Here is a 12,628-nt window from a genome sequence, read left to right as displayed (position 1 = left end):
GAAAATGGCTTTCTTCGGCTCTCGGGTCACGTAATGTTTTCCATGTCGAAAGCGAACGGCGCGGACGACGGAACGAAGGAGAAGGACATGAGCTTCCACAAGATCGTCCCGGTGAAGAAGGCCGAGAAGCCCGCCCCGAAGCCGGCCCCGAAGAAGAAGGACTGCAAGAAGTCCCAGCCCAAGCGCCCTGTCGGTCACCGCTAAGTCACCAGCATCAAGGAGGGAAACATCATGAGCTTCCACAAGATCGTCCCCGTCAAGAAGCACCACAAGCCCGCTCCGGCTCCGAAGAAGCCCGCGCCGAAGAAGCCGGCTCCGAAGCGCCGCCCGGTCGGCGACGAGCGCTGACAAAGAATTTACAGAAGTAATTCAAATCAATTCACAGGTTGTTGCAGCGGGGCAGTAGAGAAACTGTTGCAGAACCACGACAGACGTCACGGCACAAGCCGCCGCAGAGAGGCAGAACACCATGAGCTTCCACAAGATCGTCCCCGTCAAGAAGCACCGCAAGCCGGCCCCGGCCCCGAAGAAGCCCGCGCCGAAGAAGCCGGCTCCGAAGCGCCCCATCGGCGACAAGCACTGAGACACGCCGTGAGGCGGGGTCACCGGTTACGCGTGGTCGCACCGGTGGCCCCGCCTCGGCCATGTCCACCCCCCGAGAACCCCTATCGCCCCGATACCTCTGAAGGGAGTTGTCGACCATGAGAGAAGCCCGCGTGGCCTTCCGCCGCTTCTGGCCGCTGACCCGCGGCGACCGCAAGTGGCTGTGGATGATCATCGCGTGTGTCGTGGTGTCCGCGCTCGCCGAGACCGCCGCGATCCTGCTCTTCGCCGACCTCACCGACAACGCCCTCAAGGCCGGTTCGCTCTCCGCCTTCTGGGGCCCGGCCGGCGCCTGGCTGCTGGTCGCCGCGGTGGGCGCGTTCGTCGGCTACCTCGGCAACTCGCTGGCCACCTGGACCGCCGAGAGATTCGTGCTGCGCCTGCGCGCCAAGGTCTTCCGGCACGTCCAGGACCTGCCCCCGCACTTCTTCCAGCAGCACCGCCAGGGCGACCTGGTGGAACGCCTCACCGGTGACGTCGAGGCCATCGAGCAGATGGTCGTGTCCGGTGTCGTCGGCACCGTCGCCGCCGCCTTCTCCGCCGTCTTCTACGCGGCCGCCGCTTTCTGGCTGCGCTGGGACCTGGCGCTGGTCACCTTCGTCCTCGCGCCGCTGTTCCTGTTCGCCGCCCGCCGCTTCTCCGGCCGGATCAGGACGGCGTCCCAGGACGAGCGGGTCGCCGACGGCGCGATCACCTCCGTGGTGGAGGAGTCCCTCGGCAACGTGATCCTCACCCAGGCGTACAACCGCCGCCGGGACGAGGAGAAGCGCCTCGACGTCGAGGCCCGCGCCTGGATGCGGGCGAGCGTGCGCGGCGCCCGGCTCAGCGAGATGTACGCGCAGTTCGTCGAGGTCGTCGAGACCCTCTGCGTGCTCGCCGTGATCGGCCTGGGCGTCTGGGAGATCTCCGCCGACCGCATGACCCTCGGCCAGCTCCTCGCCTTCGCCGCCTTCCTCGGCTACCTCTACCCGCCGATCCGCAACCTCGGCCAGCTCGGCCTCACCCTCACCGCGGCCACCGCGGGCGCCGAGCGCATCGGCGAGATCCTGGACGCCGAGCCCGCCGTCACCGACCCCGCCCGCCCGGTCGGCCCCTGGCCCGTCCGCGGCTGGGTCAGCTTCCACAACGTCTCCTTCCGCTACCCCGAGTCCCCGCGCGCCTCCCTCCGGGACGTCGACTTCGCGGCAGGACCCGGCGAACTGGTCCTGGTCACCGGCAAGAGCGGGGCCGGCAAGTCCACCCTCTCCAAGCTCCTCACCCGCTTCTACGACCCCTCGGCCGGCGTGATCTGCCTGGACGGCGTCCCGCTCGGCGACGTACCCCTGGAGTTCCTCCGCGAGAACGTCGCCCTGCTCCCGCAGCAGACGCTGATCCTCAACGGCACGGTCCGCGAGAACATCGAGTGCGGCCGGCCCGGCGCGAGTGACGAGGAGATCGAGCAGGCCGCGCGCGCCGCCGCCGCGCACGCCTTCATCGCCGCCCTCCCCGAGGGCTACGACACCCACATCGCCCCCGGCACGGCCGCCCTCTCCGGCGGCCAGCTGCAACGCATCGCCATCGCCCGCGCGATGCTCCGCGCCGCCCCGGTCCTCGTCCTCGACGAGCCGACGGCGGGCCTGGACGCGATCGCCGCCCGCCAGGTGGTGGCCCCGCTGCGCAGGCTCATGGCCGGCCGTACGACCATCATGATCACGCACGACCTCACCCTGGCCCCCGACGCCGACCGCATCCTGGTCGTCGACCACGGCCGCCTGGTGGAGGCGGGCACGCACGCCGAACTCCTCGCCCGCGACGGCGCCTACGCGGCCCTGGCCCACCCGCTCCCCGAGGCCGTCGCGGCCGAGTCGGCGACGCCGGCCCCCGACGAGACGATGATCCTCAGGTGGTAGGAGCGCTCCTGAGCGTGTACCCCATCCCGCGCACGGTGTGCACGAGCCGCGGTTCGCCGCGGCTCTCCAGTTTCCGCCGCAGGTACATGATGTAGACGTCCAGCGTGTTGGAGGCGGGCGCGAACTCGTAGCCCCACACGTCCCGCAGGATCCGGTCCCGGCCGAGCACCCGCCCCGGGTGCCGCAGCAGGAGCTCCAGCAGCGCGTACTCGGTCCTGGTCAGATCGAGGGCCCGGTCCCCGCGGTGCACGGTCCGGGTCCGCAGATCCATCGAGACGTCCTCGTACCCGAGCACCCGGCCTCCGCCCGGCTCCGCCACCGTCTCCCGCCGTGGGCTGCGCCGCAGCAACGCCCTCACCCGGGCGAGGAGTTCCTCGGCGGCGAACGGCTTGGCCAGATACCCGTCGGCCCCGTTGTCGAGGGCGACGATGCGATCGCCCACGGCATTCCGCCCCGTGATCATCAGGATCGGCACGGTGGACCCGGACGCCCGGATCCGCCGGGTGGCCGCCAGGCCGTCGAGACCCGGCATCTCCACGTCCATCAGCACCAGGTCGGGCGCGCCCTCCGGGGCCCCGAGGAGATCGAGGGCCACTCTGCCGTCGTCGGCGAGGAGCGTCTCGTACCCCTCGAACCTGAGCAGCCGGCTGATCCCGTCCCGCACGGCCGCGTCGTCGTCGGCCAGCAAAATCTTCCTCGCCATCTGACTCGCCATCCGACAAAAGTGTGACGAGGGGCTGTGGCGTGGCTGGGTGAGGGATGTGGATGGGCTACGGCTGTGTCGGGCCGCCGTGACCCCAGTCGGGCCCCTGCACCACTGCGGAGCGCGGCGGCCGGGTGCTCCAGTACCACTGGAGTACGGCGGCGAGGACGGCGCCCGAGGCCAGCGGCACGCACACGATCAGCAGGAAGACGTGGTCGGTCCACCCCGCGATCACCAGCGTCACGGAGACCACGATCATCACGACCATCGTCGCGACGGCGCCGTACGCCCCCCACGTCCACGCCCTGCGCCGCACGGCGCCCTGCCGGATCCGCTCCTCCACGTCCGGGCGCCGCTCCCAGGTGAGGCTGCGGTGCGGGGCGGCGGCCAGGCACAGCTCCGCGACCTCGGCGTAGGGGTCGTCCAGCTGCCAGTCGTCGAGGTGCGGGAGCAGGAAGCGGCGGCCCTGGAAGTCGTACAGGTAGGTGAGCCACCGGGGCGCCGCCCGCCCGGAACCGCGCGGCGCCTGCTCGACCCGGATGTCGTACACCTCCGACCAGGCCCAGGTACGGGCCCGTAGCGGCCCCTGCGCGGTGATCCCGGCGGGGGTGACCCGCGTGTACGCCCGGTACTGCTCCAGAACGACCCGCGCCAGCGTCACCAGCAGCAGCACGCCGATCACCGGCGGCCCCCACCGGTTCCCGTCCCCGCCGCCGGGCGGGTCACCGGACACCCGGGCGGTCTGGATGAACGCGTTCATCAACACCAGCCCCAGCAGCCCGAGATACGACCACGGCAGCCTCCGCCGTTTCCGGTATTCCCGTTCGCCGCCGCCCTCGTCCATGCCCCGTACCCTCCCCCAGGCGCACCGAACGGATGCGCGACTGGAGAGAGGATAGGACGGCCCTCTGTGGCGTCCGGCCGCCGACCCGGTGGTCGCCCTGCCTGGCACTGGCAGGGGCAGGCACGCGCCGCCGCCCGTATCCATACTCGGGTCCATGAAGAGCAAGTCGCAGTTGGGGCGGTTCCTGCGGACGCGCCGGGCACAACTACAGCCGTCGGACGTCGGGTTGCCGGAGTTCGACGAGCGGCGGCGGGTGCCGGGTCTGCGCCGGGACGAGCTCGCCCGGCTGGCGGGAGTGAGCGAGTCGTACTACACGCGGCTGGAGCAGGGGCTGTCACGGGGCGCGTCGACGGAGGTACTGGACGCGCTCGCCGGGGCACTTCGCCTGGACGAGACCGAACACCGTCACCTGTACGACCTCGCCGGCAGCGGGCGGAAAGGCGGCGGCAAGGACCGGACCCGCAAGCCGCCGGCACCCGAGCGCATCACCGAGCCGACCCGGCAGCTCATCGACGCCTTCGGGGACACTCCGGTCGTCGTGCTCGGCCGCCGCAGCGACGTACTGGCCTGGAACCGTACCGGACACGCGCTCTTCGCCGGGCACCTCGATCCGGGGAGCCCGCAGGACCCGGCCCGGCGTCCGAACACCGCACGGCTGGTCTTCCGGGACGCCCATACCCGCGAGCTGTACGCGGACTGGCCGAAGAAGGCCAGAGACGCGGTGGGCAGACTGCGGCTGGCCGTCGGCCGGTACCCCGACGATCCGCTGCTGGCCGCGCTCATCGGTGAACTGGTGATGCACAGTGCGGAGTTCACCGAGCTGTGGTCCGAGCACCGGGTCCGCGCCTGGGACACCGCGGCCTACCGGATGCGGCATCCGCTCGTCGGGCCGATGGACGTCACCCAGCAGGCCGTACCGGTCCCGGACGGGCGAGGGCAGCGACTCGTCGCGGTCACCGCCGTGGCGGGTTCCGCCTCGCAGGCCGCGCTGACCCTGCTCGCCCGGGCCACGGCCCCGGACGGACGCGAGCGTCCGGCGGCCCGCAACCCGTCCGCCGTTTCTGAACACCTGTGAATTCTGCACACCCTGTGAATGGAGACACCTTGTCCACGCTGTACACCACCGAAGCGCTCTCGACCGGCGACGGCCGCAACGGAGAGGTCCGCACCTCCGACGGGGTGCTCGACGAACTCCTCGCGGTCCCGAAGGAGATGGGCGGCCCCGGCGGCGACCGGACCAACCCGGAGCAGCTCTTCGCCGCCGGCTACGCCGCCTGCTTCCACAACGGGCTGCGCCTGATAGCGGGTCAGCAGAAGGTGACGCTGGGCGAGTCGACCGTCAGGTCCACGGTGAGCCTGATCGCCCTGGACGACGGGGGCTTCTCACTGGAGGTCGCACTGACGGCACACCTGCCCGGCCTGGAGCAGGCCATCGCCGACCGGCTCGTGGAGACCACCCACCAGGTGTGCCCGTACTCCAACGCCACCCGGGGGAACATCTCGGTCACCCTCGAAGCGACGGTCTGAGCCGGGGGCCGAACCCCTCGCGCTCCTCGCGGGCTCCCCGCGCTCCCCCTCACCCGGGATCGCGGGGATCCAGATGCCTCTGCAGGAAGGAGATCTCCGCCGCGACGGCCTTCTCGTGCGACTCGAGGAACGGGGCGTAGTGACGGCCCGCCAGGTGCACCACCTCGGACCGGGGTGCGTTCCGGGCGGCCCGGACGGCGGGGTCGGTGAGCACGCTCTGGTCCTGGTCGCAGACGACGACCAGCAGGGGGCACCGGATACGTGAGGCATGGCGGCCGGGCCGGTACCCGCCGATCTGGAGGGCGATCCGTGCGGCGACCGTCTGCTCCCAGTTCGCGTGGCGGCGGTCGGGGTCGAGGGCCCGGTCGCCGTCCATGGCGTCGGCCGTGGTGAGCGAGGCGACCGCGCCGCGCGGTCCGGCGGTCGGGACCAGCAGCGGCGGACGCCCGACGAGGCTCCCGAGCGCGTCCGCGACGCCCCGGCCGAACAGTCGCAGCGCCGACAGGGGCGTCATGGAGCGCAGCGCGTGGGGGGCGATCGCGGGGCCGTCGACCAGCGGGGTCTGCGCGATCGCGCAGGCCAGTCGCGGGTGGTCGGCCGCGACCCGGAAGACGTGGCCGCCCGCGAGCGAGAAGCCCCAGACCGAGATCCGGTCCGGGTCGACGTCCGGCAGACCGGCCGCGCACTCGATCGCGGCGTGCCAGTCGGCGACCTGCTCGTCGAAGCGGACGATCTGGCGCGGCGAGCCGCCGCTCTCCCCGAACCGCCGGTGGTCGAAGGCCAGGACCGCGAAACCGGCGTCGTTGAACCGCGCGGCGAACAGGTCGGAGGCCGGCTCCTTCGTCACCGAGGTGCCGCCGGCCATGATCACACAGCCGCCGTCGGACCCCGGATAGTGCCAGGCGGCACACGAGGTGTCACCGCTGGCGAAACGTACTTTCTCCCGTTGCCTGGACGCGGGCACATGGACCTCCGTGGTGAATCGTCGCTTACGGGCCGTTGTGGAAACAGCGGGCCCGGGGCACGGTGGATGCCATCCATGCTTGGGGCGCCGTCCCCGAGACGGGCTCCGCACGGCCACCCGATGGGCGAAACTTCCCTTCATGACGCGCGCATCGGCGGATTCCGTACTGAGCCTCATGGATCAGCGGCTGGTGGCCGCGCTGCAGTGCGACGGCCGCCTCACCGCGGAGCGGGCGGCCCACGTACTGGGGCTCAGCTCCGCCACCGTGCGCCGCCGCCTGCACGCGCTCGGCGCCGACGGCACCGTGCGCGTGGTGGTCTCACCGGTGGCGCGGCCGCGAGGCGGCGGCTCGGCCGGGGCCCTGTTCCTGCGCATCCGGGTCCTGCGGGGAAAGCTCGACACGATCGTGGCCGCGCTCGCGGCACGCGAGGACATCCCGTTCATCGACGTCACCACCGCGGGCGACGAGATCTTCGCGGTCGCCCGCACCGAGCCGGGTTCACGCGATCCGCTGGTCTTCCGCCAACTGCCCTCCACCCAGGCGGTGACGTCCCTGGAGAGCGCCACGATCCTGCACGTCTTCCGGCTCACCTCCGAGTGGCGTCACCAGGTGCTGACCACGCCCGAACGCGCGGCGCTGAGCCCGGCAGGTCCGGTGCCCGGGGCGACGGCTTCCGGTTCCGAGGGCCCGTACGGTGTCGACGCCGACGCCCTGGAACAGGCACTCATCGACGCCCTCACCCCCGACGCGCGCCTGACCGCGGCGGCCCTGGCCGCCCGGACCGGCCACCCGGAGAGCACCGTGCGCCGCCGGCTCGCCCAACTGACCGCCCAGGGCCGCCTGATCACCCAGGTCCTGGTGGATCCGCGCCGCCTCGGGCTGCCCATCGAGGCCAAGCTCCTGCTGCACGTGGCCCCCGACCATCTGGCCGCCGCCGGGCAGGCGCTGGCCGACCACCCCTCGGTGCACGGCGCGTTCGCGACGTCGGGCCCCTCGAACCTGCACGCGGCCGCGTACTTCCCGGACCTGACCGCCCTCTACGGCTTCCTCTCCCGCGACCTGGTCGGCCTGGGCATCACCCAGGTCGAGACCGCCATCGTCAGCCGCGCCGCGAAACGCACTCCCGCACCGGTCCAGCCGGTACCAGGCGGCAGGGGATCGCGGGGAGGGGCGGCTGCCACGAACGGGTGAGGCCGCCCGATGATCGCCCAGGTCGCCAAGGAGCGAGGCCTGACCTTGGGACAGCTCGTCGAGGACCTGGCGGCACAGCAGCTCACCGCCGCGCAGATCGCCGAACGGGTAGCGGCCACCCGTCAGGTGCTGCGCGAGCGGATGGGCTGCACCCTCACCGACGAGGAGTTCGACCAGGGGCCGGACGTGCTGGCCGGCATCTACGCGATGGCCGCCGAGAAGATGCACGCCCAGCGGGGCAAGGCCGCGTGATCATTCTTGACACGACCGCTGTCGTCGCGATGACGCGAGGGCACCGGGCTCTCCACCTGCTGGCCGACAATGTCGCCCACACCCCCGGTGACCGGCTGCACATCCCCGCGCTGTGCCTCATGCACGCCGAGCGCAGGAGAAGGGCGCTGCCAGCGACGTTCTCCGTCTCGCGGGTGTCGTGGTCGACCCGCTCGGCCAGGCAGCGGCGGCCACGGTCGGTGCGATGTACCGCGAGGGATGGGGCGGGCACGACATCTGCCACGCGCTGTATGTCGCCGAGCCACATCTGGAGACCGGAGGCATGTCGATCATCCTTACCGGCCAAGAGGGCGACTACCCGCCCGGCATCCTCACGGTGGACATCGACTCCCCGGGGACGCTCGGCCTCCACTGAGCCTCCGGCAAGCCCCCGGCCGCCGGGGTCAAGGGAGAGACCGGTCGGCGCACATTCGGGTGACATATGCCCGATCCCGTGACGACGACACGAACGACGGATCCACGGAGTGCGAGGCGGCTATGGTCGTAGACCTGAAGCGACGAAGGAGGTCCTCGGTCATGACCGCTCACGCCACGGAGAACGACCAGGTCATCCCGCCGATGCCGGAGCGGACGCCGGATGCTTTGCGGGCTGCTGTCGCCGAGCACACGCCCGAGCTGCTCCCGGGTTTCGACGCCCACTGGATCTTCTGGCAGGAAGCCGAACCTATTGCCCCGCCTCCGGCGGAGCCGTAGGCGCCCCCGGCAGCCGTACTGTCGCCACGGTGCCGCCGCCGTTGGCGCGGGCCAGAGTCACATCGCCGCCGGCCTGCTGCACCGTGCGCGCCACGATCGACAGGCCCAGCCCCGAGCCCGGGAGGGCCCTCGCGCTCGGGGAGCGCCAGAAGCGGTCGAAGACGTGGGGGAGTTCGTCCTCGGGGATGCCGGGGCCGTGGTCGCGGACGGTGAGGACACCGCGGTCCAGGGCGACGTCGATCTTGCCGCCCTCCGGGCTGAACTTCACCGCGTTGTCGAGGATGTTGACGATCGCCCGCTCCAGGGCGGAGGGCTCGGCCCGTACGAACCACGGCTGGACGTCCGCCGTGATCGTCAGCTCCGGGCCGCGCAGGCGGGCGCGGCGCAGGGCCGCCTCGACCGTGTCCTGAAGCGCCACCATCTGCACGCGCTCACCGCGCTGCCCCTCCGAGCGGGACAGCTCCTGGAGGTCGCCGATCAGCGACGCCAGCTCCGTCATCTGCGCCTTGACCGAGGCGAGCAGCGCCTTGCGGTCGGCCGGGGGGATCGGGCGGCCGGTCTCCTCGCTGCGGGTGAGGAGTTCGATGTTCGTGCGGAGGGAGGTCAGGGGGGTGCGGAGTTCGTGACCGGCGTCCGCGATCAGCTGCTGCTGGAGTTCCCGGGAGTTCGCCAGGGAGCTGGTCATGCTGTTGAAGGAGCGCGACAGCCGGGCGATCTCGTCGTCCGACTCCTCCTCCACGGGGATGCGGACACTCAGGTCCTCGGTACGGGCCACGTGCTCGACGGCTTCGGTGAGCTTGTCGACGGGGCGCAGGCCGGCACGGGCGACTGCCAGGCCGGCGGCTCCGGCGCCGAGGACTCCTATGCCGGAGACGAGGAGGAGGATCAGGGCGAGGTCTTTGAGGGTGTCCTGGGTGCTCTTCAGGGGGACGGCGGTGACCAGCCCGACGTAGGAGCCGCTGTTGGTGGCGAACACCTGGGTCATCACGCGCAGCGGGTTGCCGTCCGCGTCGGTGCCGTTGCTGAAGTAGAAGGTGTCGGTGTTCCCGGCCTTGATGAGCGCTTTCTCGGCCTGACTGACCTTGATCACGCCCGTGGCGTCGTGAGTGAGACAGAACGAGCCGTCCGTCTTGACCACCTGGCCGTAGCTGACCCGCAGGCCGCTGGTGTCCTGAACCGTGCTGGTGCAGTCGATGAGGGCGTTCTGGGCGACCATGTTCGCCGGCCCCCGCACCTTCTGCAGGTCGCTCTCAAGCTGCTGGTACAGCTTCCCCTGCACGATGAACCAGCACGTCACCGAAACCGCCGCCACCGCGAACGCCACCGCCGCCGCGACCAGCATCGACAGCCGGGCGCGGATCGGGAGGGTGCGGAAGCGGGTGGTGAGCCTGTTCACTCCGCGCCGCCCTGGCGCAGGACGTACCCGACGCCGCGCACGGTGTGGACGAGGCGCGGTTCGCCGCCGGCCTCGGTCTTGCGGCGGAGGTACATGACGTAGACGTCGAGGGAGTTCGAGGAGGGCTCGAAGTCGAATCCCCAGACGGCCTTCAGGATCTGCTCGCGGGTGAGGACCTGGCGCGGGTGGGCCATGAACATCTCTAGGAGGGTGAACTCGGTGCGGGTCAGCTCGACCTGGCGGCCGGACCGGGTGACCTCGCGGGTCGCGAGGTCCATGCGCAGGTCGCCGAAGGTCAGGGCCTCGTCCTCCTGGGCTCCTTCGGAGAGCGAGGCCGCGTAGGAACTGCGGCGCAGGAGGGCCCGGATGCGGGCGAAGAGCTCGTCGAGTTCGAAGGGCTTGACCAGGTAGTCGTCGGCCCCGGCGTCGAGGCCGGTGACGCGGTCGCCGACCGTGTCGCGGGCCGTCAGCATCAGGATCGGGGTGGTGTCGCCGGCCCCGCGGATGCGGCGGGCGGCCGTCATGCCGTCCATGCGGGGCATCTGGATGTCGAGGACGATCAGGTCCGGCTTGTAGGCCGTCGCCTTCTCCAGCGCGTCCGCGCCGTCGACCGCGACCTCGGTCTCGTACCCCTCGAAGGCGAGACTGCGCTGGAGAGCCTCGCGTACGGCCGGCTCGTCGTCGACGATCAGGATGCGCTGGGGTTCACGGTCGCCATCGGCGGGGCTCATCGCTCGCGGTTCCTCGGGGTGCGGTGGTTCGTGGTCGGGACGCCTCTCAGCCTCGCATGTTTCCGGGCTGTCGGGTATGCGTGCTGGTGGGGCGAACGCCCTAGCCACGTACCAGGGTCATGCGGCTCAGGGGCACCTTGCGCTGGTGCGGACGGGCCGCGGAGGTACGGAGCCCCATCAGCTGCGGGGCCGGGGCGACCTCCGGGGCGCGCGGGGCCGGGGTCGGGGCCACCGCCGCCTCCGTCGGTGCGTGGAGCTCGTACGCCACGGCAAGGGCCAGGCTGAAACCGGCCGGGCTGTCGGCGGTCATCGGGTGCGAAACCTGCTTGATCATGACGTACTCCCTTGCTCTCTTGCTCTGGTACCGGGTGGTTCAGCTGGTGGAGCCGGACCGCAGCTTGGCCAGGTCGGCCTTGACGGTGTTGATCGGGATGGCGAAGCCGAGGCCGACGCTGCCGGCGTCCGAGGAGGACGAGGAGGAGTCGGAACTGGCGCTGTACATCGCCGAGTTGATGCCGATGATGTCGCCGCCGGCGTCGATCAGCGCGCCGCCGGAGTTACCCGGGTTCAGCGAGGCGTCCGTCTGGATCGCCTTGTAGGTCGTGGTGGACGAGCCGGTGTCGCCGTTGAACTGCTGGCCGCCGAAGGAGAACGGCCACTGGCCGCTGCCGCCGCTGCCCTGCTGCTGCTCCTGCTGGCCCTCGTCGGTGGAGACGGTCACGTCCCGGTTGAGCGCGGAGACGATGCCGCTGGTGACGGTGCCGGTCAGGCCCTCGGGGGAGCCGATCGCCACGACCGAGTCGCCGACCTGGACCCCGTCGGAGTTGCCGAGAGTGGCGGTCTGGAGGCCGGAGGCGCCCTGGAGCTTGAGAAGGGCGAGGTCCTTGGAGCTGTCGGTGCCGACCACCTTGGCGGTGTACGACTTGCCGTTGCTGGTGGAGACCTTGACCGACTGGGCGCCGGAGATGACGTGGTTGTTGGTGATGATCTCGCCGTCGCTGGTGATGATGATCCCGGAACCGGTGGAGGTGCCGTTGCTGAGGGTCGCGTTGACCTCGACGACGCTCGGGCTGACGGCGGCGGCGATCGTGGCGACGTCGCCCTTCTTGCTGGAGGGCACCACGCTGGTGGTGGTGCTGCTGGAGACGACCTGGTTCTTGCCGGTCAGCTCCTGGAAGGCGTATGCGGTGCCGCCGCCGACGGCTGCCGCGACGATCGCGACCGCGGCGAGCAGGGCTATCGGGCCCCGGGTGCGCTTCTGCTTGGCGTGGGCCGAGTGCTCGGGGTGCTCCGCGTCGGCGCCGACGGCGGGGAGCACGGTCGTACCGCCGCCGTAGCCGCCCTGACCGCCGTCGGCCGCCGGCTCCATGGTCGCCGGCTGGTGGGTGGGAGGCGGCGGCCACTCCGGGTTCACGGGGGAGGAGGCGTGCTGCTGCTGCTGGGGGTACGCGCCCTGGTAGGCGTCACCCTGGGGACCCTGCGGGTTCTCGTACTCGCCGCTGCGGCGGAAGCTCTCGGTCATGCCAAATAGCTTGTCCCGCGACCATGAGAGCCTCCTGAGTGCCCGCTGAGAACGCCGCGAGAAGCTCGTTTGCCCGATATAAAGAACCTTCTCGCAGGTCGCGCGGGGTTCTCAGACGGGGTTCATGAAGGCTTTCCTGTGGGTGCGGCCCGGTGGGGGCTTGTCGCGCAGTTCCCCGCGCCCCCAAAAAGGGGCCCCCAGCCGCCCCCCGATGTTTTTGATTTTTTGGGGGGGGGTACTGCGGCAGCAAAACCCCCCCCCCCCCCCACGCCC

General features: G+C 71.1%; 15 protein-coding genes. 8 read left to right on the top strand and 7 right to left on the bottom strand.

Translation table 11 applies throughout. From position 1 onward, the window contains the following. Nucleotides 1–42 precede the first annotated feature (42 nt). Nucleotides 43–204 (top strand): hypothetical protein, encoded by a 162-nt coding sequence (locus ACWGKQ_RS39925; RefSeq protein WP_453296962.1) that lies wholly within the window; start codon nt 43–45, stop codon nt 202–204. 497 nt (nt 205–701) lie between these two features. Beyond that, a complete protein-coding gene (locus ACWGKQ_RS39920; protein WP_453296961.1) occupies nt 702–2,492 on the top strand; it encodes an ABC transporter ATP-binding protein in 1,791 nt (596 codons plus the stop codon). Here the strand turns inward: ACWGKQ_RS39920 and ACWGKQ_RS39915 are convergent. Further along, nucleotides 2,482–3,195 (bottom strand): response regulator transcription factor, encoded by a 714-nt coding sequence (locus tag ACWGKQ_RS39915; protein ID WP_453296960.1) that lies wholly within the window; start codon nt 3,193–3,195, stop codon nt 2,482–2,484. The genes ACWGKQ_RS39920 and ACWGKQ_RS39915 overlap by 11 nt on opposite strands. A 67-nt stretch (nt 3,196–3,262) precedes the next feature. Next, a complete protein-coding gene (locus ACWGKQ_RS39910; protein WP_453296959.1) occupies nt 3,263–4,039 on the bottom strand; it encodes a PH domain-containing protein in 777 nt (258 codons plus the stop codon). 154 nt (nt 4,040–4,193) lie between these two features. Here ACWGKQ_RS39910 and ACWGKQ_RS39905 point away from each other — a divergent pair, with 154 nt between their 5' ends. Both ACWGKQ_RS39905 and ACWGKQ_RS39900 read left to right on the top strand, forming a co-directional pair. After that, complete coding sequence (locus ACWGKQ_RS39905) at nt 4,194–5,114, top strand: helix-turn-helix domain-containing protein (protein ID WP_453296958.1); 921 nt, start codon at nt 4,194–4,196, stop codon at nt 5,112–5,114. A 29-nt stretch (nt 5,115–5,143) separates the two neighbouring features. Continuing rightward, nucleotides 5,144–5,566: an organic hydroperoxide resistance protein gene (locus ACWGKQ_RS39900; protein ID WP_453296957.1), complete on the top strand. Its 423-nt coding sequence runs from the start codon at nt 5,144–5,146 to the stop codon at nt 5,564–5,566. Between the two features lie 49 nt (nt 5,567–5,615). Here the strand turns inward: ACWGKQ_RS39900 and ACWGKQ_RS39895 are convergent, their stop codons facing one another. Further along, nucleotides 5,616–6,530: an alpha/beta hydrolase gene (locus ACWGKQ_RS39895; protein ID WP_453296956.1), complete on the bottom strand. Its 915-nt coding sequence runs from the start codon at nt 6,528–6,530 to the stop codon at nt 5,616–5,618. Between the two features lie 139 nt (nt 6,531–6,669). Here ACWGKQ_RS39895 and ACWGKQ_RS39890 point away from each other — a divergent pair, with 139 nt between their 5' ends. From ACWGKQ_RS39890 to ACWGKQ_RS39875, 4 genes are all read left to right on the top strand, one after another. Further along, entirely contained in the window at nt 6,670–7,722 is a 1,053-nt protein-coding gene (locus tag ACWGKQ_RS39890) for an Lrp/AsnC family transcriptional regulator (protein ID WP_453296955.1), read from the top strand. A gap of 9 nt (nt 7,723–7,731) precedes the next feature. Beyond that, nucleotides 7,732–7,974, top strand: coding sequence for a hypothetical protein (locus tag ACWGKQ_RS39885; protein WP_453296954.1), 243 nt, complete (start codon nt 7,732–7,734; stop codon nt 7,972–7,974). Nucleotides 7,975–8,086: 112 nt separating this feature from the next. After that, on the top strand, nt 8,087–8,368 hold the full coding sequence (locus ACWGKQ_RS39880) for a hypothetical protein (protein WP_453296953.1): 282 nt from the start codon (nt 8,087–8,089) through the stop codon (nt 8,366–8,368). A 161-nt stretch (nt 8,369–8,529) separates the two neighbouring features. Next, the gene (locus ACWGKQ_RS39875; protein WP_453296952.1) at nt 8,530–8,706 is read left to right on the top strand and encodes a hypothetical protein; all 177 of its coding nucleotides are present in this window, start codon (nt 8,530–8,532) and stop codon (nt 8,704–8,706) included. On the opposite strand, the gene ACWGKQ_RS39870 is transcribed toward ACWGKQ_RS39875, so the two are convergent. The 4 genes from ACWGKQ_RS39870 to ACWGKQ_RS39855 all read right to left on the bottom strand — a co-directional run bounded on the left by ACWGKQ_RS39870 (nt 8,678) and on the right by ACWGKQ_RS39855 (nt 12,355). Beyond that, entirely contained in the window at nt 8,678–10,102 is a 1,425-nt protein-coding gene (locus ACWGKQ_RS39870; RefSeq protein WP_453296951.1) for a HAMP domain-containing sensor histidine kinase, read from the bottom strand. The genes ACWGKQ_RS39875 and ACWGKQ_RS39870 overlap by 29 nt on opposite strands. Continuing rightward, on the bottom strand, nt 10,099–10,833 hold the full coding sequence (locus tag ACWGKQ_RS39865; protein WP_453296950.1) for a response regulator transcription factor: 735 nt from the start codon (nt 10,831–10,833) through the stop codon (nt 10,099–10,101). Before ACWGKQ_RS39865 ends, ACWGKQ_RS39870 begins: the two co-directional genes overlap by 4 nt. A 100-nt stretch (nt 10,834–10,933) precedes the next feature. After that, complete coding sequence (locus ACWGKQ_RS39860; protein ID WP_453296949.1) at nt 10,934–11,167, bottom strand: hypothetical protein; 234 nt, start codon at nt 11,165–11,167, stop codon at nt 10,934–10,936. A gap of 39 nt (nt 11,168–11,206) precedes the next feature. Beyond that, complete coding sequence (locus tag ACWGKQ_RS39855; RefSeq protein WP_453296948.1) at nt 11,207–12,355, bottom strand: S1C family serine protease; 1,149 nt, start codon at nt 12,353–12,355, stop codon at nt 11,207–11,209. Between the last annotated feature and the right edge of the window lie 273 nt (nt 12,356–12,628).

It is taken from the genome of Streptomyces sp. NPDC054770 (assembly GCF_053611985.1).
This window is presented reverse-complemented; position numbering and strand designations above follow the sequence as displayed.

What these genes read in the sequence shown, in the direction of transcription:
- ACWGKQ_RS39925 (WP_453296962.1), top strand. Translation starts at nt 43, where the DNA reads ATGTCGAAAGCGAACGGCGCGGACGACGGAACGAAGGAGAAGGACATG.
- ACWGKQ_RS39920 (WP_453296961.1), top strand. Translation starts at nt 702, where the DNA reads ATGAGAGAAGCCCGCGTGGCCTTCCGCCGCTTCTGGCCGCTGACCCGC.
- ACWGKQ_RS39915 (WP_453296960.1), bottom strand. Translation starts at nt 3,195, where the DNA reads ATGGCGAGGAAGATTTTGCTGGCCGACGACGACGCGGCCGTGCGGGAC.
- ACWGKQ_RS39910 (WP_453296959.1), bottom strand. Translation starts at nt 4,039, where the DNA reads ATGGACGAGGGCGGCGGCGAACGGGAATACCGGAAACGGCGGAGGCTG.
- ACWGKQ_RS39905 (WP_453296958.1), top strand. Translation starts at nt 4,194, where the DNA reads ATGAAGAGCAAGTCGCAGTTGGGGCGGTTCCTGCGGACGCGCCGGGCA.
- ACWGKQ_RS39890 (WP_453296955.1), top strand. Translation starts at nt 6,670, where the DNA reads ATGACGCGCGCATCGGCGGATTCCGTACTGAGCCTCATGGATCAGCGG.
- ACWGKQ_RS39885 (WP_453296954.1), top strand. Translation starts at nt 7,732, where the DNA reads ATGATCGCCCAGGTCGCCAAGGAGCGAGGCCTGACCTTGGGACAGCTC.
- ACWGKQ_RS39875 (WP_453296952.1), top strand. Translation starts at nt 8,530, where the DNA reads ATGACCGCTCACGCCACGGAGAACGACCAGGTCATCCCGCCGATGCCG.
- ACWGKQ_RS39865 (WP_453296950.1), bottom strand. Translation starts at nt 10,833, where the DNA reads ATGAGCCCCGCCGATGGCGACCGTGAACCCCAGCGCATCCTGATCGTC.
- ACWGKQ_RS39860 (WP_453296949.1), bottom strand. Translation starts at nt 11,167, where the DNA reads ATGATCAAGCAGGTTTCGCACCCGATGACCGCCGACAGCCCGGCCGGT.
- ACWGKQ_RS39855 (WP_453296948.1), bottom strand. Translation starts at nt 12,355, where the DNA reads ATGACCGAGAGCTTCCGCCGCAGCGGCGAGTACGAGAACCCGCAGGGT.